This window comes from Pseudomonas sp. S4_EA_1b (assembly GCF_016307435.1).
Lineage (GTDB): Bacteria > Pseudomonadota > Gammaproteobacteria > Pseudomonadales > Pseudomonadaceae > Aquipseudomonas > Aquipseudomonas rhodesiae.
Map to the genome: position 1 here is coordinate 79,464 of NZ_JAEILC010000037.1, position 25,743 is coordinate 105,206.

A 25,743-nucleotide genomic window follows, 5' to 3' on the forward strand; every position below is an offset into this window, starting at 1 on the left:
TTTAACTCGGTCAAAATGTGAGAGGGCGCTTGCTCCCGATGAGGGTGTGCCAGCCAGTGCATGTAATGACTGACCCACCGCTATCGGGGGCAAGCCCCCTTCCACATTTGGATCGCACTTCAATTAAACGACGGCGTTGTAGAACTGCTCGCTGCTTTTCTGCTCCACCAATGCCTGTTCGATCGCCGCCTGATGCACCTCGTCGGCGTGCTCTTCGCGAGCCTCCGGCTGGATGCCCAGGCGCGCGAACAGTTGCATGTCCTTGTCGGCCTGCGGGTTGGCGGTGGTCAGCAGTTTGTCGCCGTAGAAGATCGAGTTGGCGCCGGCGAAAAACGCCAGGGCCTGCATCTGCTCGTTCATGGCTTCGCGGCCGGCCGACAAGCGCACATGGGATGTAGGCATCAGGATGCGCGCCACTGCCAGCATGCGAATAAAGTCGAACGGGTCGATGTCATCGGCGTTTTCCAGCGGCGTACCGGCCACCTTCACCAGCATGTTGATCGGCACCGACTCGGGATGCTCCGGCAAGTTGGCCAGTTGGATCAGCAGGTTGGCGCGGTCGTCGAGGGACTCGCCCATGCCGAGGATGCCGCCGGAACAGATCTTCATCCCCGACTCGCGCACGTAGGCCAGGGTCTGCAGACGCTCGCTGTAGGTGCGGGTGGTGATGATCGAGCCGTAGAACTCTGGCGAGGTGTCGAGGTTGTGGTTGTAATAGTCGAGGCCCGCCTCGGCCAAAGCGGCGGTCTGGTCCTGATCGAGCCGACCGAGGGTCATGCAGGTCTCCAGGCCCATGGCCTTGACGCCTTTGACCATCTGCAGCACGTAGGGCATGTCTTTGGCCGACGGGTGCTTCCACGCGGCGCCCATGCAGAACCGGGTCGAGCCGATGGCCTTGGCGCGCGCGGCCTCTTCGAGGACCTTCTGCACTTCCATCAGCTTTTCTTTTTCCAGGCCGGTGTTGTAGTGGCCCGACTGCGGACAATATTTGCAATCTTCCGGGCAGGCGCCGGTTTTGATCGACAGCAGGGTCGACACTTGCACGCGGTTGGCGTCGAAATGCGCGCGGTGCACGGTCTGCGCCTGGAACAACAGGTCATTGAAGGGCTGCACGAACAGCGCTTTGACTTCGGCTAACGACCAGTCGTGACGCAAGTGGGCGGTGGTGCTGGCGCTCATGGGCGGTTCCTTGATTATGCTTTGGCAAACGCTGTGGGCAGGCAATACCCACAGGCACGACACGGATGCTCGGCATATTTAAGGAAGATTCATGCACTGTCAACTTGGATACAAACACCAGGTTTACAACTGGTTAAAAAACGAACGCAGCTGTTTAATCTGCGATGAAACCACCGAATCAGCGCTTTGTGTGTGCAACGTCTGCGAAACCGAATTGCCGTGGCTGCTGGACCAGTGCGATGTCTGCGCCCTGCCCTTGCCGATGGAAGGGCTGACCTGCGGTCAATGCCAGAAAAAGCCGCCTGCGTTTAAACAGGTGATCGCGCCCTGGTCCTACAGCTTTCCGGTCGACAGCCTGATCAGCCGCTTCAAGCACCAGGCACGCTGGCCGTTGGGGCACATGCTCGCACGACTGCTCGCGCAGCATGTGCAGCACCGCTTCGACAACACTGACCTGGCGCGCCCCGACTGCCTGCTGCCGGTGCCCCTGGCCCGCAAGCGCCTGCGCGAACGGGGCTACAACCAGGCATTGATGCTTGCGCGCTGGCTCAGCCAAGACCTGGGCATCGCCCACGATGAACAGCTGTTGCTACGCCCCCATGAAACCCTTGCGCAACAGGCCCTCGACGCCAAAACCCGCCAGCGCAATCTGCGCGGCGCCTTCGCCCTTTGCGCCAATGCCCAGGTGCAGGGCCGCCATTTTGCCCTGGTGGACGACGTGCTCACCACCGGCGCGACGGCCCATAGCCTGAGCCGCCTGTTGATCAGTGCCGGCGCCCGCCAGGTCGATGTGTATTGCCTGGCCCGCACGCCCAAGCCCGGCGGCTGACTTGACGGCGCTCGGTCTTGCCCGCAACGTTCGGTCGATCCCACTCAAGCGTATTGCCATGCCTTTGCCGACGCCCCTCAGCCAGCACATCATCCGCCGCCCCCAACGCATCGCGTTGCTGGCCCATATTGCCGAACAAGGCTCGATCACCCGCGCCGCCAAAAGCGCAGGTCTGAGCTACAAGGCCGCGTGGGACGCCATCGATGAACTGAACAACCTCGCGCAAAAGCCCTTGGTTGAACGCAATGTCGGCGGCAAAGGCGGTGGCGGCGCCAAGCTGACCGTGGAGGGCGAGCGGGTGTTGCGCCTATATCAGCGCCTGCAAGCGCTACAGGCCCAAGTGCTGGCCTCGGACGAAGCCGCCAGTGACTTCAACCTGCTCGGCCGCCTGATGCTGCGCACCAGCGCGCGCAACCAGTTGCATGGCCGCGTGGACGCCATTGAGGCCCAGGGGCGCAATGACCTGATCCACCTGCGTCTGGTCGGCGGTGTGACAGTGAAAGCGCAAATCACCCACGAAAGCACGCAACGGCTGGAACTGGAACCGGGCGTGGAAACCGTCGCCTTGATCAAGGCCGGCTGGCTGGAACTGCTTGCGGTCGATCAACCCGCAACACCTGGAAACAATTGCCTGAGTGGCTTGATCGACACCGTTCTCGACGCCGACGACGGCCCCAGCGAAGTGCGCATCAGCCTGCCCAATGGCCTGGTGCTCTGCGCTTTAGCGCAGACCAACGCACTTACCGCATTGGGCGCGACGGTCGGCCAACCGATCCAGGTGCAATTCGCGCCGAGCCAGGTGTTGCTGGGGACGCCGGTGTAAGCGGCAGCTTTCTTCAAACTGCAACAATTTCGTCACGGCGGCTGCTTAAGGTGTTGGCAAAAAGCACTCAAGGAGCCCGAGATGAGCCTGTTAGAAGAGAACCAAGCCACCGACCTCGAACAGATGGTCGGCCTGACCCGCCGCCGCTTTATCGGGGCCGGCGCCCTGTGCGGCGCCGCGATGTTTCTGGGCGGCAACCTGCTCAGCCGTAGCGCCCTGGCGGTCAATGCCGCCAACGCCAGCCCACTGCTGGGGTTCGACAGCATCGCCGCCGCCACCAGCGACACCATCAGCCTGCCGCCAGGCTACAGCGCCTCGGTGCTGATCAGTTGGGGCCAGCCGCTGCACAAGAATGCGCCGGCCTTCGACCCGTCCGGCAACGGCACAGCGGTGGCACAGGAGCAGCAGTTCGGCGACCACAACGACGGCATGAGCCTGTTCCCGTTCCCCGGCGACAACAACCGCGCGCTGATGGCGATCAATAACGAATACACCAACTATCGCTACCTCTACGCCCACGGCGGCGCGCCGCAATCGGCCGAAGAGGTGCGCAAGGCCCAGGCCAGCGAAGGCGTGTCGGTGATCGAAATTCGTCGCAAGGGCGACACCTGGCAGTTCGTTCAGGACTCACGCTACAACCGCCGCATCCACGGCAACACGCCGATCCGCCTGAGTGGCCCCGCCGCCGGCCATGACTGGTTGAAGACCAGCGCCGACAAGTCCGGCAAGAAAGCCCTCGGCACCTTCCAGAACTGCGCCAACGGCATGACCCCCTGGGGCACCTACCTGACCTGTGAAGAAAACTTCACCGATTGCTTCGGCAGCAGCAACCCGCAGCAAGCCTTCGACGCCGGACAGAAACGCTACGGCGTGGTGGCGGCCAGCAAGGACATCAACTGGCACCTGCACGACCCGCGCTTCGACATGGCCAAGAACCCCAACGAACTCAATCGCCATGGGTGGGTGGTGGAAATCGACCCCTTCGACCCGCAATCCACCCCGGCCAAACGCACCGCCCTGGGCCGCTTCAAGCACGAGAACGCGGCGCTGGCGCAAACCAGCGACGGCCGCGCCGTGGTGTACATGGGCGACGACGAGCGTGGTGAATTCATCTACAAGTTCATCAGCCGCGACAAGATCAATCACAAGAACCCCAAGGCCAACAAGGACTTGCTCGACCACGGCACGCTGTACGTGGCGATCTTCGACGCGGGCGACGGCAACGCCGATCATCCTCGCGGCAAGGGCCAGTGGGTCGAGTTGACCCACGGCAAAAACGGCATCGACGCCAGCAGCGGTTTTGCCAGCCAGGCCGAAGTGCTGATCCACGCGCGCCTGGCCGCCAGCGTGGTCAAAGCTACGCGTATGGACCGTCCGGAATGGATCGTGGTCAGCCCCACCGACGGCCAGGTCTATTGCACCCTGACCAACAACGCCAAACGCGGTGAGGACGGCCAGCCGGTGGGCGGGCCTAACCCGCGCGAGAAAAACGTCTACGGCCAGATCCTGCGCTGGAAGGCCAACGCCGATGACCACGGTGCCGACGACTTCAGTTGGGACCTGTTCGTGGTGGCCGGTAACCCAGCGGTACACGCCGGCGCACCCAAGGGCGGCTCGTCGAATATCAACCCGCAGAACATGTTCAACAGCCCCGACGGCCTGGGCTTCGATAAAGCTGGACGTCTGTGGATTCTCACCGACGGCGACTACAGCAACAGCGGCGACTTCGCCGGCATGGGCAACAACCAGATGCTCTGTGCCGATCCAAACACTGGGGAAATTCGTCGTTTCATGGTGGGGCCGGTGGCGTGTGAAGTGACCGGCATCAGCTTCGCGCCGGACCAGAAAACCCTGTTCGTGGGCATTCAGCATCCGGGCGAAACCGGTGGCTCGACCTGGCCGGAGCACTTGCCCAACGGTAAGCCGCGTTCGTCGGTGCTGGCCATTCGGCGCGATGACGGCGGCATCGTCGGCGCCTGACACGGCCTTATCGGGGGCAAGCCCCCTCCCACATTTTGACAGGTGACTGCCTTCAAAGATGGGAGGGGCGTGCGCCCGATGACAATGGCACAGTCGCCCCCTATCTCCAGCCGCGTGCGTTACCATACCCGGCCGGACGCGGCGCCCTGCTGCGCGCAGGAGTTCGCATGGCCCACCCGTTTGAAACACTCACCCCCGATCTGGTGCTCGACGCCGTCGAAAGCATCGGTTTCCTCAGCGACGCCCGCGTGCTGGCACTCAACAGCTACGAAAACCGCGTCTATCAAGTGGGCATCGAAGACTCCGAGCCACTGATCGCCAAGTTCTACCGGCCCCAGCGCTGGACCAACGAAGCGATTCTTGAAGAACACCGTTTCACCTTTGAATTGGCCGAGTGCGACGTGCCGGTGGTGGCGCCGCTGATCCATAACGGCGAGAGCCTGTTCGAACACGCGGGGTTCCGCTTTACCTTGTTCCCCCGTCGTGGCGGCCGTGCGCCGGAGCCGGGCAATCTGGATCAACTCTATCGGCTGGGGCAGTTGCTGGGGCGTTTGCATGCCGTGGGCTCCACGCGACCGTTCGAACACCGCGAAGCGCTGGGAGTGAAGAACTTCGGGCACGATTCGCTGACCACGCTGCTTGAGGGCAACTTCATTCCCAAGAGCCTGTTGCCGGCCTACGAGTCAGTAGCGCGCGACCTGCTCAAACGGGTGGAAGAGGTATACAAGGCCACCCCGCACAAGAACATCCGCATGCACGGCGATTGCCACCCCGGCAACATGATGTGCCGCGACGAGATGTTCCACATCGTCGACCTGGACGATTGCCGCATGGGCCCAGCGGTGCAGGACCTATGGATGATGCTCGCTGGCGATCGTCAGGAATGCCTGGGGCAACTGTCGGAATTGATGGACGGCTATCAGGAATTCCACGACTTCGACCCGCGCGAACTGGCTCTGATCGAACCCCTGCGCGCCTTGCGCCTGATGCACTACAGCGCCTGGCTGGCACGGCGCTGGGACGACCCGGCGTTCCCCCACAGTTTTCCGTGGTTCGGCACCGAGCGGTATTGGGGCGATCAGGTCCTGGCCCTGCGTGAGCAACTCTCGGCCCTCAACGAAGAGCCGCTGAAACTCTTCTGAGTGCTTTTAATGTGGGAGAGGGCCTGCCCCCTCCCACACAAAGCAAACCTCATGACCAAGCCAGTCCCATTGGTTGACAAATATCCTTACAATCGCGCTTTGTTAGCTGCCTAAGCAAGGATTTCGCATGCACGCCGCCAACCCCCGCAAAGGGTACATTCTGGGCCTGAGCGCCTATGTCATCTGGGGCCTGTTCCCGCTCTACTTCAAAGCCATCGCCAGCGTGCCCGCCGCCGAGATCATCGTGCACCGGGTGCTGTGGTCGGCGCTGTTCGGGGGCTTGCTATTGATGGTGTGGAAGCACCCCGGCTGGTTCCGCGAGCTGCGCGACAACCCCAAGCGCCTGGCGATTCTGGCACTGAGCGGTTCGCTGATTGCGGCCAATTGGCTGACCTATGTGTGGTCGGTCAACAGCGGGCGCATGCTCGAAGCGAGCTTGGGTTACTACATCAACCCGCTGGTGAACGTGCTGCTGGGTATGCTGTTGCTGGGCGAACGTCTGCGCCGCTTACAGTGGGTCGCCGTGATATTGGCCGCCGTGGGCGTGGCGCAACAGGTGTGGCAGGTGGGCAGCTTGCCGTGGGTCTCGTTGGCGCTGGCGTTGACCTTCGGTTTCTACGGGCTGATCCGCAAACAGGCGCCGGTCAAAGCATTGCCGGGGCTGGTGGTGGAAACCTGGATGCTGGTACCGATTGCAGTGGCGTGGCTGCTGTTCAACCCCAGCGCACATAGCGCGCAACTGGCATTCTGGAGCACGTCCGAAGCCTGGTGGCTGGTGGCCGCAGGCCCGGTGACGCTGATCCCGCTGGTGTGTTTCAACGCCGCCGCGCGGCATTTGCCTTACACCGCATTGGGCTTTTTGCAGTACGTCGCGCCCACATTGGTGTTGCTGGAAGCGGTGCTGCTGTTCGGCGAACACTTGGCGCCGAGCACGCTGCTGGCATTCGCTTTTATCTGGGCCGGCCTGGTGGTGTACAGCGTGGATGCCTGGCTGAGCGTGCGCAAACGCTGATCAAATAACGTACAAAACTCTGCAAGCCACAGCCTGTGTGGCTTGCAGCCATTCACCCCAAGGTTATCCACAACCTGGTCCCCGCCATTTGTGCACAAGCCATTGAAACTGCTCGTTTTTTGCTCAGCTGAGCAAGAGCCACGGCGGGCGTGGCCTGGCGAGGGGTCTCTACAGGTTATCCACAGGCCCATGCAAGATTTCCATGGATAACCCTGTGGCGATTACTCCTCGTGATGCAGCTCGACCATCAGGTCGTCGGCCAAGGTTTCCAGGGAGGCTTGCAACGTCTCAAGGGGCAAGCTCGAAGGCACCTGCAACAACGCTTCGGCGTTGAATAACAGGTCTCCGCTCATCGGTGCTGGAGTTACGCCGGTACTCAGGCTTTCCAGGTTGACCCCCTGGCGGCTCAACAACGCCGTGATCTCACGCACGATCCCTGCGCGATCATTGCCCACCAACGTCATCACGATGGGTTTGGACGCCGGCGCTGGCGCGGTGCTGCCCTCGCCCACCAGCACGCGGATGCCGTGTGTGGATAAGTCCTCCAACGCCCCCACCAACGCCTGACGATTGTCTGCCGGCACACTTACCCGCAGGATCCCGGCGAACTGCCCGGCCATATGGGCCATGCGGCTGTCCAGCCAGTTGCCGCCCTGGGCGGCGATGGTCTGCGCGATACGTTCAACCAGGCCGGGTTTGTCGGCGGCGATAATTGTGAGTACAAGATGGTCCATGGCGAAGCCCTCTGGAAGTCAGCCTACAAGGTGGACCCAGGGTGCCGCGAAAACAAATCGTGTACCATTTTTATATTTATCTGGAACAATCCTGTAACTTTTTGAGAACATACCGTTCTCCGCTGTGACCGTACGACCAAAGTGGGTCGCTAAACGACGTATTTAGTCTAATTTTCACAACCGCAAGTCATCATGTAGTATGCCCAACCGAGCACTACATAATGAAAATCCGAAACAGCGCATAAGCTCCGCAGAGTGAGGCAAGCAATGACTGAACACGTTCAAGTCGGTGGCCTGCAGGTCGCCAAAGTCCTGTTCGACTTCGTGAACAACGAAGCCATTCCCGGCACCGGCATCACTGCCGATCAGTTCTGGGCCGGTGCCGATAAGGTCATCCACGACCTGGCGCCGAAGAACAAAGCCCTACTCGCCAAACGCGATGATTTCCAAGCACGGATCGATACCTGGCACCAGACCCATGCCGGCCAGGCCCACGACCCGGTGGCCTACAAAGCCTTCCTGCAAGACATCGGATACCTGCTGCCAGAAGCCGCAGACTTCCAAGCCTCGACCCAAAACGTCGATGACGAAATCGCGCGCATGGCCGGCCCACAGTTGGTGGTGCCGGTAATGAATGCCCGCTTCGCCCTCAACGCATCCAACGCCCGTTGGGGTTCGCTGTACGACGCGCTGTACGGCACCGACGCCATCAGCGAAGCCGACGGCGCCGAGAAGGGCAAAGGCTACAACAAGGTGCGCGGCGACAAGGTCATCGCCTTCGCCCGCGCCTTCCTCGACGAAGCCGCGCCGCTCAGCGCCGGCAGCCATGTCGAGTCCACCGGCTACAAGATTGTCGACGGCAAGCTGATCGTCAGCCTTAAAGGTGGCAGCAACAGCGGCCTGCGCGACGACAGCCAATTGATCGGCTTCCAGGGCGACAGCGCCCAACCGATTGCGATCCTGCTCAAGCACAACGGCCTGCACTTCGAAATCCAAATCGACGCCAGCACCCCGGTCGGCCAGACCGATGCCGCCGGTGTCAAAGACGTGCTGATGGAAGCCGCGCTGACCACCATCATGGACTGCGAAGACTCCGTCGCCGCCGTGGATGCCGACGACAAAGTGGTGATCTACCGCAACTGGCTCGGTCTGATGAAGGGCGACCTGGCCGAAGAAGTGGCCAAGGGCGGCAAGACCTTCACCCGCACCATGAACCCCGATCGCGTTTACACCGGCGTGAATGGCCAGGACGTGACCCTGCACGGTCGTTCGCTGCTGTTCGTGCGTAACGTTGGCCACTTGATGACCATCGACGCGATCCTGGATAAAGACGGCAACGAAGTACCGGAAGGTATTCTCGACGGCCTGATCACCAGCCTGGCGGCAATCCACAGCCTCAACGGCAATACCAGCCGCAAGAACAGCCGCACCGGTTCGGTGTACATCGTTAAACCGAAAATGCACGGTCCGGAAGAAGCGGCATTCACCAACGAGCTGTTCGGCCGCGTCGAAGACGTGCTGAACCTGCCGCGCAATACCCTCAAAGTCGGGATCATGGACGAGGAGCGCCGCACCACGGTCAACCTCAAAGCCTGCATCAAGGCCGCCAGTGAGCGCGTGGTGTTTATCAACACCGGTTTCCTCGACCGCACCGGCGACGAAATCCATACCTCCATGGAAGCCGGCGCGATGGTGCGCAAGGCGGCGATGAAGTCGGAAAAGTGGATTGCAGCGTATGAAAACTGGAACGTCGATATCGGCTTGAGCACCGGCCTGCAAGGTCGTGCGCAGATCGGTAAAGGCATGTGGGCGATGCCCGACCTGATGGCGGCGATGTTGGAACAGAAAATCGCTCACCCGCTGGCCGGCGCCAACACCGCGTGGGTACCTTCGCCAACGGCCGCCGCGTTGCACGCACTGCACTACCACAAGGTCGACGTGTTCGCGCGTCAGGCCGAACTGGCCAAGCGCGAACGCGCCTCGGTGGACGATATCCTGACCATTCCCCTGGCCAGCAATACCGACTGGTCTGAAGAGGAAATCCGCAACGAGCTGGACAACAACGCCCAGGGCATCCTCGGCTATGTAGTGCGCTGGATCGACCAGGGCGTCGGCTGCTCGAAGGTGCCGGACATCAACGACGTCGGCCTGATGGAAGACCGCGCGACCCTGCGCATCTCCAGCCAGCACATCGCCAACTGGCTGCGCCACGGCATCGTCAATCAAGCGCAAGTGATGGAAAGCCTCAAGCGCATGGCGCCGGTGGTGGACCGTCAAAATGCCGGGGATGCGTTGTATCGCCCGCTGGCACCGGACTTCGACAGCAACATCGCCTTCCAGGCGGCGGTGGAACTGGTGATTGAAGGGACCAAACAGCCTAACGGGTATACCGAGCCGGTGTTGCATCGCCGGCGTCGGGAATTCAAGGCTAAGAACGGCCTGTAAATAGAAAAGCCCTGATCGAGAGATCAGGGCTTTTTGTTTGAGGCTTGGGCTGACCGCAATGGCGCCATCGGAAGCAAGCGCCCTCCCAGCGTGGGCGGATGTAAGGAGGAATCAGGAAGCCATCCCCAACTCCCGCTTCACCAACCTCGCCAGTTTCACGCTATCAATCGGCTTGAGCAAAAAATCCACCACGCTCAAATGCATCGCATCAATGACATCCGGCGCTTCGGCGTCCCCGGACATGATGATGATCGGCAGCGCCGCGCGTGTGGATTCGCGCACTTGCTTGATCAGTTCCAGCCCGTTGCTGGGTTGCATGCGCAGGTCGGTAATCAACAAGCCGATGGAACTGCTGGAGTTCAATAAATCCCACGCGCGCTCGCCACTGTCGGCGGTCATGCAGCGAATACCGTCCAGGCCCAGGATTTCCGCCAGCAACTCGCGCGCGTCCTTGTCGTCGTCGACAATCAACACGCGTTGTGGCGGCAGATCGGGCTCCAGCATCACGGCGCTGAGCGCCTCGCGCTCGGCATCACTCAAAATATCGTGGTCGGACATACGGTTCTCAGCGGTTCTAATCAATCTCCCAGCACTCGTCAGACATCTGCGGAAGGGCGAACAATGTGCACTTCGTCGGAAAGTTTGCCTAGTGGGCGTTCTACGGGGTTCGGACGATAAACATGTAGGGTTTTTCCCTAGCTCAGCGTCTTTTACACCGACCTAGACTTACGTCCAATGGGCACCCGCCGCGCAGGAGTCGACCATGCAGCTCGATAACGACAAAAAAACTGCGGTCACTGTTATGAGTAAAGCTGATGCCTTCGCCCAGGCGGGGAAAACTGCCGTGCTGCAAAATATCCAAGGCACGCTGCAGTTTCTACAACGCTTCCCGCCCTTCAACCAGATGGAAAACGCGCACCTGGCGTTTCTGGTGGAACAATGCCAATTACGTTTTTATGCCCCCGGTGACAGCATCCTCAAACCGTCGGGCGGGCCGGTCGAGCATTTCTACATCGTCAAACAAGGCCGCGTGATCGGCGAACGACCGGACACCACCGAGACCACCTTCGAAATCACCACCGGCGAATGCTTCCCTCTGGCCGCGCTGCTGGGCGAACGCGCCACGCGCACCGAGCACAAGGCCGCCGAAGACACGTTCTGCCTGCAACTGAACAAACCGGCCTTTATCAAGTTGTTCGCCCTTTCCAGCCCGTTCCGCGACTTCGCCCTGCGCGGCGTCAGCAGCCTCTTGGATCAGGTCAACCAGCAGGTGCAGCAAAAGGCCGTGGAAACCCTCGGCACCCAATACTCCCTCAACACGCGCCTGGGTGAATTGGCCATGCGCCATCCGGTCACCTGCAGCCCGCATACGCCCTTGCGCGAAGCAGTCACGCTGATGCACGAGCAGCAAGTGGGCAGCATTGTCATCGTCGACGACAACAAGGCGCCCCTGGGGATTTTTACCCTACGCGACTTACGCCATGTGGTGGCCGGCGGCGTCAGCGATTTCAGCCAGGCCATCGACGTGCACATGACCCAGGCACCGTTCTTTTTGACGCCGGACCACAGCGCCTTCGACGCCGCCATCGCCATGACCGAGCGGCATATCGCCCATGTGTGCCTGGTCAAGGACCAGCGCCTGTGTGGCGTGGTGTCCGAGCGCGATCTGTTTTCCCTGCAACGGGTGGACCTGGTGCACCTGGCCCGGACCATTCGCAACGCCCCGCGCATCGACAACCTGGTGGCGATTCGCGGCGAGATCGGTCAGTTGGTCGAGCGCATGCTGGCCCACGGCGCGTCGTCCACCCAGATTACCCACATCATCACCCTGCTCAACGATCACACTGTGTGCCGGGTGATCGAGCTGAGCCTCGCCGAAAAAGGTGACCCTGGCGTGCCATTCAGTTGGCTGTGCTTCGGCAGCGAAGGCCGCCGCGAGCAGACGCTGTACACCGATCAGGACAACGGCATTCTGTTCGAGGCCAAGGACGCCGCCGAGGCCGCCGCGATCCGCGGCCGTCTATTGCCCCTGGCCCAACACATCAACCAGAGCCTGGCGCTATGCGGTTTCAGCCTGTGCAAAGGCAATATCATGGCCGGCAACCCGGAGCTGTGCCTGTCGCGGGCCGAATGGGCGCGGCGTTTTGCGGCGTTCATCCGCGAGGCGACGCCGGAGAACCTGTTGGGTTCGAGTATTTATTTTGACTTGCGCGTGGTGTGGGGCGACGAGCAAGGCTGCGAGGTATTGCGCCAGGGCATTCTCGATCAGGTCGCGGATAACCGTCTGTTCCAACGCATGCTGGCCGAGAATGCGCTGCGCCAGCGCCCCCCGGTTGGGCGTTTCCGTGACTTTGTGCTAACCCGCAAAGGTGGCGAAAAAGCCACCTTGGATCTCAAGGTGCAGGGTCTCACGCCTTTCGTCGACGGCGCGCGCCTGCTGGCCCTGGCCAACGGCATTCACGCTAACAACACCCTGGAGCGTCTGCGCCAACTGGTGGTCAAGGAGGTTATCGAACCGCTGGACGGTGCGGCGTATGAGGAGGCCTATCACTTTATCCAGCAGACCCGCATGCAGCAGCACCAACTGCAAAGTCGCGAAAACCAGCCGTATTCCAACCGCGTCGATCCCGACAGCCTCAACCACCTGGACCGGCGCATCCTGCGCGAATCCCTGCGCCAGGCCCAGCGCCTGCAAAGCAGCCTGACCCAGCGGTATCAACTGTGAGCCTGTTCGCCTGGCTGCGCGCGGCCAAACCCCAGCTGGATGCAACCCAACAACGGCGCTTGGCGCAACTGCCCAAACCCGCGCCGCTGAGTGAAGGCGCCTTGCGCAGCCAACGCTGGGTGGTGGTGGACCTGGAAACCAGCGGCCTGAACCTCAACCGCGACCAGGTGCTGTCCATCGGCGCGGTAGTGATCGAGGATGGCGCGGTGGACTTCTCACAGTTGTTCGAGCGCACCCTGCAACGCCCCGAAACCAAACTCAGCCCCAGTGTGCTGATCCACGGCCTGGGGCCCAGCGCCATTGCCGCCGGCAGCGATCCGGTGGAAGCCTTGTTGGACTTTATGGAGTACGTCGGCGACAGCCCACTGCTCGCGTTCCACGCGCCGTTCGATCAACACATGCTGAGCCGCGCGCTCAAGGACAGCCTGGGTTATCGCCTGACCCACCCGTTTCTGGATGTGGCCGACATCGCCCCCCTGCTGTGCCCCGAAGCACCTCTTCGCGAGGCAGGGCTGGACGATTGGGTCAAACACTTTCACCTGGAAGTCGGCGAACGCCATCACGCCAGCGCCGACGCCTTGGCCACGGCGGAGCTGATGCTGATTTTGTTCAGCCGCGCGCGCCAGCAGTCAATCGATACACCGCACGCGCTGCACACGCGGTTGAGCCAATGGAAACGCCGGCAACAGGCGCCATCGTTTTAATCTCATCTCCCGACAGACGCCAATTGCGCCTACCCCACGCCTCTGACACAATCGCGAATAATTCTCGTTAGTTTAAACCTCTTGTTTATTCGGTGATGCCTTGTCGTCGGTCCAGAACCCACACAGTGAGCGGGTTGGTGCGTTGTATCGCGACCATCGCGGCTGGCTGCTGGCCTGGCTGCGGCGCAACGTGGCGTGCCCGAGCCGCGCCGAAGACCTGAGCCAGGACACGTTCATGCGCCTGTTGGGGCGCGACACGTTGCCGGAACCGCGCGAGCCAAGGGCATTTCTGGTGGCCATCGCCAAGGGCCTGTTGTTCGACTATTTCCGGCGCGCGGCATTGGAGCAGGCTTACCTGGCCGAATTGATGCTGATCCCGGAAAGCGAACACCCGTCCCCCGAAGCCCAGCAACTGATCCTCGAAGACCTCAAAGCCATCGACCGATTGCTCGGCACGTTGTCGAGCAAGGCCCGCGCGGCGTTTCTCTACAGTCGTCTCGACGGCCTGGGCCACGCGCAGATCGCCCAACGCCTCGGCGTATCGGTGCCCCGCGTGCGCCAGTACCTGGCCCAGGGCATTCGCCAGTGCTATATCGCACTGTATGGCGAGCCGACATGAGTGCAGTCGGCGCCAAACCGGTCTCGGCCCGCGTGCTGGATGCGGCGATTGCCTGGCAGTTGTCCCTGGATTCTGGCGACGGCAGTGCGGTCGAGCGTGAAGAGTTCAGCAAATGGCTGGCCAGCGATGAGGAACACGCCCGCGCCTGGCGCCAGTTGGGCATGCTCGACCAACGTTTCAGCATCGCCTCGGGCCCGGCGCGCGCCGCGTTGTTGCAGTCGCGTCAGGCCATCCGTCAACGGGTACGCAAGCTCGGCAGCGGCCTGGCGAGCATTGCGCTTATCTGCGGCCTGGGGTTATTTGCAGGCGAACGCTATGTGCCGATCCACTATTGGCTGGCCGACCAACGCACCGCCACCGGCGAGCAGCGCACGCTGAAACTGGCGGACGGTACCCAGATCAACCTCAACACCCACAGCGCCATCGACGTGCGCTTCGATGAAAAGCGCCGGCTGATCGTGCTGCAGGACGGTGAAATCCTCGTCGAAACCGGCCATAACGATGCGCGCCCGTTCTACGTGCAGACCCGCGACGGCCGCCTGCGGGCGCTAGGTACGCGGTTTATCGTCAAGCGCGAAGACGACGCCACGCGCCTGAGCGTGCTGCAGTCCGCCGTTGCAGCGCAGCCGGAGGCGCTGCCTCAGGAACAGGTGTTCAAAGCAGGCCAGCAAGTGCTGATGCGCAGCGACGGCCTCGGCCCGTCCCTGGCCGTCACCCCCGCCACGGATGCCTGGACGCGCGGCATGCTGGTGGTGGACAACGCGCGCCTGGGCGACGTGGTCGAGGAATTGAGTCGCTACCGCCCTGGCTATCTAGGCGTGGATAAAAACGTGGCCGACTTGCGCATCACCGGCAGCTTCCCGCTGCACGACACCACGCTGGCGCTCAATGCGCTGCTGCCGACGTTGCCGGTGCAAATCACGCAGCACACGCCGTGGTGGGTGACGGTGGGTGCCAAGCGTTAGGCATCAGTGAGGCCTGGGTTGAGGCTATCGGGGGCAAGCCCCCTCCCACATTGACCTGAACAATATCCGATCAACTGTGGGAGGGGGCTTGCCCCCGATAGGCCTGCAAACACACCGAAAAATCCCCGGCAAAAAATATTTTCATCCAGCCCTATCACTTTTCGAATCTCGCTCGGCACATAGGCAATTGCGAATTACTTCCATTCAGGAGCCGCCCTATGTCCCGCACACTAGACACCCTGCTGCGCCCCAGTCTGTTGGCCGTGGCCATTGCCCTCGGCACACCGCTGATCACGCCTCAGCTATTGGCCGCCGAACAGGCCTCCAGCGTGCGTGCCTACAACTTGCCGGCGGCGCCTCTGGCCAGCACGCTCAACCAGATCGCTAGCCAGGCCGGCCTGGCGCTGACCCTCGATCCGGCCCTGGCCGCCGGTAAAACCTCCGCTCCTGTAAACGGCCAGTTCGATGCCCAGAGCGCGCTGCGCCAAGCACTGCGCGGCACGGGGTTGCAGCTGGAACAGAGCAGCGCCGGAACCTTCACCTTGGTGGCGATTCCGGACGGCGTAGTGGCGTTGCCGGAAACCAACATCACCGGGCAAGGCAGTTATGAAAGCGCATGGGGCCCGGCCCAAGGCTACCTGGCGACACGCACCGCCGCCGGCACCAAGACCGACACCGCCCTGGTGGAAGCGCCGCGCTCGATCTCCGTCGCCACCCGCCAGCAGATGCAGGATCGTAGCGTTCACACCCTCGACGACGCGGTGAAATACATGCCCGGCATCGTGTCCGCCAGCTACGGCAGCGACACGCGCTACGACTGGATGCGCGTACGCGGCTTTGAGCCGACGCAGTTTCTCGACGGCCTGCCACTGCCGCGTGGCGTGTATGCCAACCCGAAAGCCGAGACCTGGAACCTCGATCGCCTGGCCCTGCTGCGCGGACCGGCCTCGTCGGTGTATGGCCAGACTCCACCGGGTGGCCTGCTGGACATGGTCAGCAGCCGTCCCAGCGAGCAGGCCAGCCATGCGGTGCAAGTGCAGTACGGCAGCGACAATCACCGCCAGATCAACTTCGCCAGCACCGGCAAGATCGACGACGACGGCCAGTTTCTCTATGGCCTGAGCGGCGTGGTGCGCGACTCCGGCACCCAGGTCGATCACATCGACAACAAGCGCTACAACATCGCCCCCAGCCTGACCTGGAACATCGACCCCGACACCCGGCTGACCTTGCTGTCGCAGTTCACCCGCGACGATACCGGCACCACCAGCCAGTTCCTGCCGATCCAGGGCACCAAGATCAAATCGCCGCTGGGGGAGGTGTCCCACCACAAGAACCTCGGCGATCCGGACTATGAGTTCTACGACCGCACCTACTACGCCCTGGGCTACGCCTTCGAGCATCGCCTCAACGATACCTGGCAATTCAAGCAGAACCTGCGTTACACCAAGTCCGAGCTGTCGTTCCAGCAACTGACCGTGGGCTCCTACGCCTTCTCGCCGGCCGACGCGGCGGGCAATATCAGCCGGTCCACCACCAATGTGGACGAGAACATCGGCCAGTTCGCCGTGGACAACAACTTCCAGGCCGACTTTGCCACGGGGGACATCACCCACACCCTGCTGCTGGGCCTGGATCATCAGCGTACCGACACGTCCTATCTGTCGATCTTCGGTCTGGCCTCGGGCACCAATATTTTCAACCCGAGCTACGGGGGCCCGACCGTCCGTCCTGCGCGCTCCACAGCGTTCTATGACTACAACCAGAAAACCGTGCAAACCGGGCTTTACGTCCAGGACCAGATGGCGTTGGACAACTGGCGCCTGACCTTGGGCGGCCGTGAAGACTGGGTGCACCAGGGCACCACCTACTTCAACAAGAACGACGCGACCAACACTGACCGCAGCAAGAACTTCAGCGGCAACGCGGCCTTGAGCTACGTGTTCGACTCCGGTTTCGTGCCGTACTTGTCCTACGCCGAGTCGTTCCAGCCGGCGAGCAACGCCAGCGTCGATCCTGTGAAGTCGTACAAACCCACCGAAGGCAAGCAATGGGAACTGGGGGTCAAATACCAGCCGCCCGGCTCCAACACCCTGCTGAGCGCGGCGGTCTATGACCTGACCCAAAAGAACGTGCTGGTGACCAGCTTCCAGGCCGGCGGCGTTTCAGTCACCGACCAGACCGGCGAAGTGAAGGTCAAGGGCCTGGAATTGGAAGCGGTGTCTGACGTAACCGATAACCTCAAGGTGATCGCCGCCTACACCCTGGCCAAATCCGAGGTGCAAAAAGGCCAATACAAAGGCAACCGCCTGCAACTGATGCCCAACCAGCAAGCGTCGCTGTGGACCGACTACACCTGGCACACCGGCGTGCTCGATGGCTTCGGCATCGGCTTTGGCGCGCGTTACACCGGCAACACCTACGGCGACCAGGCCAACACCTGGCTGGGTAAGGCCAACGCCTACACCGTGTTCGATGGCGCGGTGCATTACGACCTCGGTCGCCTGGACAACAGCCTCAAAGGCGCGTCGCTGAAGGTGAACGCCACCAACCTGTTCAACAAGGACTACCTGTCCACCTGCGATGGCAACTACTGCTACTTCGGCGACCAACGCAGCGTCGTCGCCAGCGCCACGTACCAATGGTGATCGGCGCAGAGGCTGCAGGCTGAAACATGAAAAGCACAACCATCCGCCGCTGGTCCTTCGTCCACACCTGGACCAGCCTGATCTGCACGGTGTTCCTGCTGCTGCTCGCCCTCACCGGCCTGCCGCTGGTGTTTCACCACGAGATCGACCATCTGCTGGGCAACGAACCCCAGCTCCAGCCGATGCCGGCCGATACGCCGCGATTGAACCTGGAACAACTGGTGAACAAGGCCCTGGCCCATCGCCCCGGAGAGGCCCTGCAATACCTGGCCTGGGATGAAGACGACCCGAACGGTGTGATCGCGATCATGGCCGCCACCGCCGGCACGGAGCCGAACGCGTCCCACACCTTCATGCTCGATGCGCGCAACGGCGACGCGCTGGAGATGCCCTCGGCCAATGGCGGTTTCACCTTGTTTTTGCTGCGCCTGCATGTGGATATGTTCGCCGGTCTGCCGGGCAAGCTGCTGCTGGCGTTTATGGGTGTGCTGTTTGTGTTGGCGATCATTTCCGGCACGGTGCTGTACCTGCCGTTCATGCGTCGTCTGAAATTCGCCAGCGTGCGCCGGGACAAAACCACCCGCCTGCGCTGGCTCGACCTGCACAACCTGATCGGCGTGGTTACGCTGACCTGGGCCCTGGTGGTGGGCGTGACCGGCGTGATCAGCGCCTGCGCCGACCTGCTCATCGCCGCCTGGCGCCAGGACAGCCTCACGGCCCTGATCGAACCGTACAAGGATGCGCCGCCGCTGACCTTACGCGCCCCGGCCAGCGAGTTGCTGAGCATCGCCGCACGCGCCGCACCCGGTATGCAGCCGGACTTTATCGCCTTCCCCGGCACGCGGTTCTCCAGCGAGCACCACTATGCGGTGTTTATGAAGGGCAGCACGCACCTGACTTCGCACCTGCTCACCCCGGTGCTGATCGACGCCAGCACCCTGCAGGTCACGGCGATCGCCGAACGGCCGTGGTACATGGACGCCATGGGCATGTCCCAGCCGCTGCACTTTGGCGACTATGGCGGCATGCCGATGAAGATCCTGTGGGCGCTGCTGGATGGGCTGACCATCGTCGTGCTGATCAGCGGGATTTACCTGTGGATCGCCAAACGCAGGGCGGGCAAGGCATGAGGCCGCGCCAGTCGAGTTTCTGGAAGGTGTTCGGTCTTCCGTTGGGAATCGGCCTGCTCAGCGCCGCCGGGCTGTTTGCGGCGTTATTGGGAGATGGTGGGTGGGATGCGTTGAGTTGGGTGGGGTTGGGTATACCAGCGGCCATTGGTAGTTGGGGGTTGTTCAAGGGGCGTGGCTGAGGACCTCATCGGGGGCTCGCCCCCTCCCACATTTTTGATTTGTTAACACATTCAAATTGTGGGAGGGGGCTTGCCCCCGATGAAGCCCCCTCGCCAGCCACCGCACGACCCTCTAGGCTAGCCACAGTCAATCCAGAGGAATGCCCATGTCCACACCCAGCATGACCTTGTTCCACAACCCTGCATCGCCGTTCGTACGCAAAGTCCGCGTGCTGCTGCTCGAAACCGGCCAGCAGGACCGCGTGGCCCTGCACGCCTGCATGCCGACCCCGGTCAACCCCGATGCGCAGTTGGTCGACGGCAACCCGGTGGGCAAGATCCCGGCGTTGCGTCTGGCTGACGGCTCGGTGCTGCACGACAGCCGGGTGATCCTCGATTACTTCGACCACCAGCACGTCGGCAACCCGCTGATCCCCCGCGACGGCTCGGCACGCTGGCGCCGCCTCACATTGGCCTCGATGGCCGACGGCATCATGGATGCCGCCGTGCTGGTGCGCTACGAAACCGCCCTGCGCCCGGTGGAGAAGCACTGGGATCAGTGGCTCGACGAGCAGCGCAACAAAATCCGCCGCACCCTCGCCGAGCTGGAACAGAATGCCATCGCCGAACTGGCCAGCCACTTCGACGTTGCCGCGATCAGCGTGGCCTGTGCCCTGGGTTATCTGGATTTTCGCCATCCGGATATGCAATGGCGCGTGGACAACCCACAGCTTGCCGCCTGGTACGCCGACGTCAGCCAGCGGCCTTCGATGCAGCAGACCCAGCCACCGGCCTGACCTGCACACCGACCCAATGTGGGAGCGGGCTTGCCCGCGACTGCGGTATGTCATCCAGCACATCGGTTTCTGACCCCCCGCTATCGCGGGCAAGCCCACTGCCACAGTGGGCAGTGGTGACAGCAAGGAATGTGGCGATCCTTGTGGCTAACTGCGCCCCTACTTGTCGATCCTCGCGCAAGCCGATCATTGCACCGCCTCCAGATCAAACTGCAGCGGCTCGCTCGCCTTGCGCTTGCCCACCCCGTACCAGTCCAATTTGCGCGTGAGCACCATCACCGTGCCCAGCAGGCCGAACAACAACAGCGAACCCATCAGCAGCGCGTAATCCTCCGCACTCAACAACCCGTACAACAAGCCATACAACGCCGCGAGCCCCGCTGAGAACCCCAGGCCGTGGGCGACGCTGCGCAGCACATGGCACACATAGAAACCGATCAACACCACGCACGCACTCGCCGAGATCAGATACGCCAGGGCAAACCCCAGGTGCTCGGACAGCGACAACAACAGCAGATAAAAGAACGCCAGCGCCACGCCCACCAGGGCGTATTGAATCGGGTGCACCGCCAGGCTCTTGAGCACTTCGAACAGAAAGAAACCGGCAAAGGTCAGGGCGATAAACAGCAGCGCGTATTTGATCGCGCGATCGCTTTTGAGGTACTGGTCCACCGGGTCGATGAAGTTCACGCCGAAGCTGCGGTTGTTGAAGTCGTCACAGCCTTCGCGGTCCAGGCAGGTTTGCAGGGCCTGTTCGAGGTTGGTGGAGAAGAATGAGGTCTGCCAGTTGGCGGTGAAGCCTTTGTCGGTGATGTCACGCTGGGCCGGCAGGAAGTTGCCGATAAAGCTGGGGTGCGGCCAGTTGGACGCCAGCGATACCTGACTGGTCTTGCCCACCGGCACCACTTGCAGTTGTTCGGTGCCTTGCAGACGCAGGTCGAAGGCGAAGTCCACCACCGCCGGTTTTTTACTGTCCTGCTCCGGCAGCGTGACATGGACGCCCTCCCCCAGCCAATCCACTTGGGTGCCTGGCGAGAACTCCAGGCGTTGGCTGCCCAGCTCCAGCTTCAGGGCATTTTCGATGCCACGGATATCGCTGATGCCCACCGCCAGAAACGCCGGTTCGAAGCGGTAGTCCGCGAAATTTTCGTTGATGCCCAACTGCGCGGGCAGCTCGAAGCGCCCACTGATGCGGCTATCGGCATGGAACAGCCGTGCCTGGTAAATCCCCCGAGCGCGCAGCTCGGTCTGCACCTGGCCGTCGAGTTCAAAACGGTCCGGCAGGAAATACAGGCGCCCGCGTTCTTCACGGGTTTCCTCATAGCGCTTGTTGAGCTTTTCGTTGAGTTTCCATTCACGCACGGTCTTGCGATACGGCACCACCATTACCGGGCCGGTCAGGCGCTGGGCGAAGCTGGAACTGCGGGCGATGTCCATCACGACACCGTCGCGCAGTTGCTGGCGGTCACTGATGATGCCGTTGATCATCAACAACGGAATCAGTAACAGCAGGATCAGTAGCGCAATGGCGCCAAGTTTGAAAAGCAGGCTGCGGTTCATGGGGCTCTCCCTGTTTTGATGGGCAGAGCGTGAGCCGCGCGCGTGGGGGTTTTATGTGGGTACTGTGGAGACTGTGTGGAGATGCAGCACCACCTGCACTCCACCCGGCACATTGCCGATCTGCAACGCACCGCCGTGCAGCTTCATCACTTCTTCAACGAAGTTCAAACCCAGGCCCGTGCTCTTGCGCCCACTGGCCGGACGCGGCAATGAATAGAACCGCTCACTCAAACGCGGCAAGGCATAGTCGGGAATCGGCGCGGCCTGGTTGAACAGGCTCACCTGCACATCGTTGTGCTGGCGGCTCGCACTGAAGCGCAACGTGCCACCCGGCGGGGTGAAATCCAACGCGTTATCCAGCAAGTTGCCCAGCGCCTGGCGCAACAGGAACGGCTCGCCAAACACGTTCACATCCGCCGCAATCGCTTGCTCGACGTGTAACCCAGCGCCTTCGATGCGCGCACATTGGGCATTGAGCACATCGCTCACCAGGGCCGCCAGCGGGATGCTCACCTGCTCTTCCAGGCCCTGGCGTTGTTCGACCTGCGCCAGGTTCAACAGGCGTTCGATCAACTGCTGCAAGCGTGCGCTTTCGCTGTCGATATTGCCGACAAAACGCTGCTGTTGCTCGCGGGTCATGTCGCCCTGCAACAGCTCCGCCGCGCCGCGAATGGCCGCCAGCGGGCTTTTCAGTTCGTGGGTCAGGGTGTGTACGTAATGTTCGACGTAGGCTTTGCCTTCCAGCTGTGTGCGCATGTGCTCCACAGCAGTGGAGAGTTGCTTGAGTTCGCCGCCCCGGTAGTGCGGCAGCTCGGCGCGGCGGCCCTCGCTGACGGCTTCGGCATAGGCGGTCAGACGGCGCAGGGCGGCGCTCACCCACCACGACAACAGCGCGCCGAGCAGCAACCCGAGGATGACCAGCCCGGCGCCGTACCAAAGCAGGCGCCGCTCGGTACGGTCGACATAGGGCTGCAACGAGCTGTTGGGCTTGGCCACGGTGACCACGCCGATGATCTGGCCGTTATCGCGGATCGGCGCGCCCACGTGCATCACCGACGAGGTGGCGTCCTCCGGGTTACTGCGGGTGGAACGCGCGCCGTATTCGCCGCGCAGGGTCAGGTAAACGTCGTTCCACTTCGAATAGTCCTGGCCCACCGCCACGCCGCTGGAGTCGAGCAACACGGTGCCGTTGGCGTCGGTGACGTAAATTCGATGGTTAACCTGGTTTTTCGGTAGCCCCCAGATGGTCGCGCCCGGCTGACGATTGCCGTAAGCCTTGAGCAGCGCGGGCCAGTGGCTCTGGCCGAGGGTGCCGTTTTTGACGTCATCGCGCAGGATCTCGGCCAGCAGGTTGGCGGTGTCCACCAGGGTTTCTTCGGTGGACTGGCGCACGCCGGGGCGGATTTCCTTCATCACGGTGCTGAGCACGAAATAGCCGGTCAGGCCGATAAACAGCGCGTACACCAGGAACATCCGCAGCCCCAGGCGCATCAGCTGTGGCTCGGGCTGTAGCTGTAGCCGAGGCCGCGGTGGGTCTGGATCGGTTCGGCTTGGGCGGCAATGCCGCGCAATTTGCTGCGCAGGCTTTTGATATGGCTGTCGATGTTGCGCTCGTAGCCGGCATCGGCAGGCACGCCCACGGCGTCAAGCAACTGTTCGCGGCTGAACACCCGCTCCGGTTGTTCCAACAGGCTTTGCAGCAGACGAAACTCATGGCGCGTCAGGCTCAAGGGCTGGCCGCGATAGGCGATCTGCATGCGCTCCAGATCCACCTGAAACAGCGCCGGCGCCACACCGGGGCCGACGCGTTTGAGGATCGCCTTGACCCGCGCCGCCACTTCCCTTGGGCTGAACGGCTTGACCACGTAATCGTCGGCGCCGATCTCCAGCCCCACGACCCGGTCGATCTCACCGTCGCGGGCACTGAGGAACATCACCGGCACTTCGCTGAAGCGGCGCAATTGCTTGCAGGTTTCAAAACCACTGATGTCCGGCAGGCCGATGTCGAGGATGATCATGTCGGCCGGAGTCTTGCGCTGATGCTCCAGCGCCGCCTGGCCCAGGCTCAGCCAAGTGGTGCCGAAGCCCTCGCCTTGCAGGGCGAATATCAGCGTGTCGGCAATCGCCGCTTCGTCTTCGACAATCAGGATGTGGGGCATGGCAGTCCGTCAGCAGTCCGGTTTGTCGGCAGTGTACCGACGGGCCGGGTTCACCGCAGCGCCGAATTCACGCAGGGCCTTGGCACCGATCAGCAACGGGTAGTTGAAGCTGCTGCGGTCGGTGAGGTTGACCTCGACGGTACGCTTGACGTTGCCCAGGCACATCTCCAGATCGATCACTGGGCGCTTGGCCACGCTGGCTTCATCTTTTTCGTCGTCTTCGTCGGCGCGGCTCTTGATCTTGCTGATGCGCGAGACTTTGTGTTCGAAGACCTTATCGGACGCGTCCTTGCCGCCTAAGCGGAAACGTACCCAGTCGTCGCCATCGCGGGTGAAGGTTTCGATGTCGCGAGCCGACAGCGAGGCAGTCAGCGCGCCGGTGTCCATCTTGGCCTTGAAGGTTTCGCCGATCTCCGGCAACTGGATGTATTCGTAGCGACCGTAGAGGGTCGGTTCGGCGGCCATGACCGGCAGGGCAACCAGGGCGAGGGAGGCAAGGAGCAGTTTCACGAAGTGATTCCTCGGAAAAGAAGTAGGCGGATTCTAGACCGCATAAGCGCTACTTAGTTAGATCACCCGGCGTTTTGTGATTTGGCCTCTAGACTCAAGCTGCTTATCATGGCCCGCCCACACAATTCCAAGAGTTGCTTATGCGCCGCCTGCTCACCGGCTGTTTGGTTACATTGCTGCTGTTACTCAATACGCTGGTCCTGATCGGACCGCTGATGGTGTTCGCCCTGCTCAAACTGGTGGCGCCTGGCCGCTCTCGGGACTACATGTCCTGGGCGGTAATGTGGATCGCCGAGACCTGGGCCGAGATCGACAAACTGATCTTCGCCCTGTGCATTCCGACCCAGTGGGATATCCGCGGCGGCGATGAGCTGCGCCGTGACACGTCGTACCTGGTCATCAGCAACCATCAATCGTGGGTGGATATTCCCGCGCTGATCCAGGCCCTCAACCGGCGCACGCCGTTCTTCAAGTTCTTCCTGAAAAAAGAGCTGATCTGGGTGCCCTTCCTCGGCCTGGCCTGGTGGGCGCTGGATTACCCGTTCATGAAGCGCTACACCAAAGCCTTCCTGGCCAAACACCCGGAATTGGCGGGCCAGGATTTGAAAATCACCAAACAGGCGTGCGAGCTGTTCAAGCGCCAGCCGGTGACGGTGGTCAATTACCTGGAAGGCACGCGCTTCAGCCAGGCCAAACATGCGCAGCAGGCTTCACCGTTCAAGCGGCTGCTCAAGCCCAAGGCGGGCGGTGTGGCGTTTGTGCTGGCGGCAATGGGCGAACAGCTGGATGCGATTCTCGACGTGACCGTGGTGTACCCGTCGCAGAAGATCCCGGGGTTCTGGGACTTGATCAGCGGCGCGGTGCCGAAGGTGATCATCGATATCCAGACCCGCGAGCTGGACCCGGCGTTGTGGCAGGGGGATTACGAGAACGATCCGGCCTTTCGCCAGACCGTCCAGAGCTGGGTGAACCAGCTCTGGGAGGAAAAAGACGCGCGCATCGAGCACCTGCGCGCGCAGGGATAATCAGCTGCCGGTGCCCCAGGCTTGAGCCAGCTTGCCCAGCACCGAACTGTTGGCGCCCTGGCTGCCCAGAAATTGCAGAATCACCGGGGCAAACTGGCCGACCATGCCACTGTCCATGCCCAAGGCGCTGAAGGCGGTGTTGAGGTCGTTGGTGTTTTTTACATTGCCGAGCAGGCCGTCCAGGCCGCTGGTCTTGCTGCCGCCGGTCTGGCCAAGCATGCCGCTCAAGGCTCCAAGGCTGCCGAGGGCATTGTTGCCCGACAACTGGTCAAGCCCTGGCACGCTCTGGCCCAACTGCGAATAATCTTTGCCGCTCAACTGATTGCGCGCCAGGCCGAGCATGGCGCCGGTGCCGCCGATGGCTTGCTCCGGGGTAACGTTCAACTGCGAGGTCAGGGTGCTCAGCAGGTCGGCCGTCTGGGACGACGGTGCGGCAGCAGCGGCTTTGTTGTTACCACCCTGCATACCCGCAATGGCATTGGCCGCGTCGCCCAGGCTGAAGCCTGCGGCCAGTGCGGGCCCGGCGGCCAGCGTCATCAGGCAGGACAGGGCGAAACCGCGTGAAATCTTCATGGATACAACCTCAGGATGTAGGGGCG

The 25,743-nt window shown here is 62.1% G+C and carries 23 protein-coding genes; 15 read left to right on the forward strand and 8 right to left on the reverse strand.

Translation table 11 applies throughout. From position 1 onward, the window contains the following. Positions 1–123 precede the first annotated feature (123 nt). Positions 124–1,179 (reverse strand): biotin synthase BioB, encoded by a 1,056-nt coding sequence (bioB, locus tag YA0848_RS13165; RefSeq protein ID WP_034101112.1) that lies wholly within the window; start codon positions 1,177–1,179, stop codon positions 124–126. Between the two features lie 91 nt (positions 1,180–1,270). Between bioB and YA0848_RS13170 the strand changes: the two genes are divergently transcribed. The 5 genes from YA0848_RS13170 (at position 1,271) to rarD (ending at position 6,965) form a co-directional block, all read left to right on the forward strand. Next, the gene (locus tag YA0848_RS13170; protein ID WP_169868658.1) at positions 1,271–2,008 is read left to right on the forward strand and encodes a ComF family protein; all 738 of its coding nucleotides are present in this window, start codon (positions 1,271–1,273) and stop codon (positions 2,006–2,008) included. Positions 2,009–2,066: 58 nt separating this feature from the next. After that, positions 2,067–2,831: a TOBE domain-containing protein gene (locus tag YA0848_RS13175; RefSeq protein WP_169903046.1), complete on the forward strand. Its 765-nt coding sequence runs from the start codon at positions 2,067–2,069 to the stop codon at positions 2,829–2,831. Positions 2,832–2,912: 81 nt separating this feature from the next. Continuing rightward, positions 2,913–4,811 carry a PhoX family protein gene (locus tag YA0848_RS13180; protein ID WP_169903045.1) on the forward strand — a complete coding sequence of 633 codons (1,899 nt, stop codon included), beginning with the start codon at positions 2,913–2,915 and terminating at the stop codon, positions 4,809–4,811. Positions 4,812–4,978: 167 nt separating this feature from the next. Then, positions 4,979–5,953 carry a serine/threonine protein kinase gene (locus YA0848_RS13185; protein ID WP_034101116.1) on the forward strand — a complete coding sequence of 325 codons (975 nt, stop codon included), beginning with the start codon at positions 4,979–4,981 and terminating at the stop codon, positions 5,951–5,953. Between the two features lie 127 nt (positions 5,954–6,080). Next, positions 6,081–6,965, forward strand: coding sequence for an EamA family transporter RarD (gene rarD / locus YA0848_RS13190; RefSeq protein WP_034101117.1), 885 nt, complete (start codon positions 6,081–6,083; stop codon positions 6,963–6,965). Between the two features lie 221 nt (positions 6,966–7,186). On the opposite strand, the gene YA0848_RS13195 is transcribed toward rarD, so the two are convergent. Continuing rightward, positions 7,187–7,699 (reverse strand): glycine cleavage system protein R, encoded by a 513-nt coding sequence (locus tag YA0848_RS13195; RefSeq protein ID WP_034101118.1) that lies wholly within the window; start codon positions 7,697–7,699, stop codon positions 7,187–7,189. Positions 7,700–7,966: 267 nt separating this feature from the next. On the opposite strand from YA0848_RS13195, the gene YA0848_RS13200 reads away from it, so the two are divergent. Next, positions 7,967–10,144 (forward strand): malate synthase G, encoded by a 2,178-nt coding sequence (locus YA0848_RS13200; protein ID WP_034115297.1) that lies wholly within the window; start codon positions 7,967–7,969, stop codon positions 10,142–10,144. A 111-nt stretch (positions 10,145–10,255) separates the two neighbouring features. On the opposite strand, the gene YA0848_RS13205 is transcribed toward YA0848_RS13200, so the two are convergent. Beyond that, positions 10,256–10,702: a response regulator gene (locus YA0848_RS13205; protein WP_047882496.1), complete on the reverse strand. Its 447-nt coding sequence runs from the start codon at positions 10,700–10,702 to the stop codon at positions 10,256–10,258. A 244-nt stretch (positions 10,703–10,946) separates the two neighbouring features. On the opposite strand from YA0848_RS13205, the gene YA0848_RS13210 reads away from it, so the two are divergent. From YA0848_RS13210 to YA0848_RS13245, 8 genes are all read left to right on the forward strand, one after another. Next, on the forward strand, positions 10,947–12,869 hold the full coding sequence (locus tag YA0848_RS13210) for a putative nucleotidyltransferase substrate binding domain-containing protein (protein ID WP_169903085.1): 1,923 nt from the start codon (positions 10,947–10,949) through the stop codon (positions 12,867–12,869). Then, on the forward strand, positions 12,866–13,573 hold the full coding sequence (locus YA0848_RS13215; RefSeq protein ID WP_169903041.1) for a 3'-5' exonuclease: 708 nt from the start codon (positions 12,866–12,868) through the stop codon (positions 13,571–13,573). The genes YA0848_RS13210 and YA0848_RS13215 overlap by 4 nt, the downstream gene beginning before the upstream one ends. 100 nt (positions 13,574–13,673) lie before the next feature. Then, positions 13,674–14,192, forward strand: coding sequence for an RNA polymerase sigma factor (locus YA0848_RS13220; RefSeq protein ID WP_034101123.1), 519 nt, complete (start codon positions 13,674–13,676; stop codon positions 14,190–14,192). Beyond that, the gene (locus tag YA0848_RS13225; protein WP_040267120.1) at positions 14,189–15,157 is read left to right on the forward strand and encodes a FecR domain-containing protein; all 969 of its coding nucleotides are present in this window, start codon (positions 14,189–14,191) and stop codon (positions 15,155–15,157) included. Before YA0848_RS13220 ends, YA0848_RS13225 begins: the two co-directional genes overlap by 4 nt. 218 nt (positions 15,158–15,375) lie before the next feature. Further along, positions 15,376–17,805, forward strand: coding sequence for a TonB-dependent siderophore receptor (locus tag YA0848_RS13230; protein WP_034115300.1), 2,430 nt, complete (start codon positions 15,376–15,378; stop codon positions 17,803–17,805). A gap of 26 nt (positions 17,806–17,831) precedes the next feature. Beyond that, positions 17,832–18,935 carry a PepSY-associated TM helix domain-containing protein gene (locus YA0848_RS13235; protein ID WP_034115301.1) on the forward strand — a complete coding sequence of 368 codons (1,104 nt, stop codon included), beginning with the start codon at positions 17,832–17,834 and terminating at the stop codon, positions 18,933–18,935. Continuing rightward, positions 18,932–19,114: a hypothetical protein gene (locus YA0848_RS13240; protein ID WP_034115302.1), complete on the forward strand. Its 183-nt coding sequence runs from the start codon at positions 18,932–18,934 to the stop codon at positions 19,112–19,114. The genes YA0848_RS13235 and YA0848_RS13240 overlap by 4 nt, the downstream gene beginning before the upstream one ends. A gap of 146 nt (positions 19,115–19,260) precedes the next feature. Continuing rightward, a complete protein-coding gene (locus YA0848_RS13245) occupies positions 19,261–19,890 on the forward strand; it encodes a glutathione S-transferase N-terminal domain-containing protein (protein ID WP_034101130.1) in 630 nt (209 codons plus the stop codon). 186 nt (positions 19,891–20,076) lie between these two features. Here the strand turns inward: YA0848_RS13245 and creD are convergent, their stop codons facing one another. From creD to rloA2, 4 genes are read right to left on the reverse strand one after another with little or no spacing between them, the layout of a single operon-like run. Further along, entirely contained in the window at positions 20,077–21,450 is a 1,374-nt protein-coding gene (creD, locus tag YA0848_RS13250) for a cell envelope integrity protein CreD (RefSeq protein WP_034101132.1), read from the reverse strand. 51 nt (positions 21,451–21,501) lie between these two features. Then, a complete protein-coding gene (gene creC, locus YA0848_RS13255; protein WP_034101134.1) occupies positions 21,502–22,941 on the reverse strand; it encodes a two-component system sensor histidine kinase CreC in 1,440 nt (479 codons plus the stop codon). After that, positions 22,941–23,609 carry a two-component system response regulator CreB gene (gene creB / locus YA0848_RS13260; RefSeq protein WP_169868663.1) on the reverse strand — a complete coding sequence of 223 codons (669 nt, stop codon included), beginning with the start codon at positions 23,607–23,609 and terminating at the stop codon, positions 22,941–22,943. Before creB ends, creC begins: the two co-directional genes overlap by 1 nt. 9 nt (positions 23,610–23,618) lie before the next feature. Beyond that, complete coding sequence (gene rloA2, locus YA0848_RS13265) at positions 23,619–24,119, reverse strand: retropepsin-like aspartic peptidase RloA2 (protein ID WP_034101138.1); 501 nt, start codon at positions 24,117–24,119, stop codon at positions 23,619–23,621. Between the two features lie 140 nt (positions 24,120–24,259). Here rloA2 and YA0848_RS13270 point away from each other — a divergent pair, with 140 nt between their 5' ends. Continuing rightward, positions 24,260–25,144, forward strand: coding sequence for an acyltransferase (locus YA0848_RS13270; protein ID WP_034101141.1), 885 nt, complete (start codon positions 24,260–24,262; stop codon positions 25,142–25,144). Here YA0848_RS13270 and YA0848_RS13275 read toward each other — a convergent pair whose 3' ends face one another. Next, positions 25,145–25,717 (reverse strand): DUF2780 domain-containing protein, encoded by a 573-nt coding sequence (locus YA0848_RS13275; protein ID WP_034101142.1) that lies wholly within the window; start codon positions 25,715–25,717, stop codon positions 25,145–25,147. Positions 25,718–25,743: the final 26 nt, after the last annotated feature.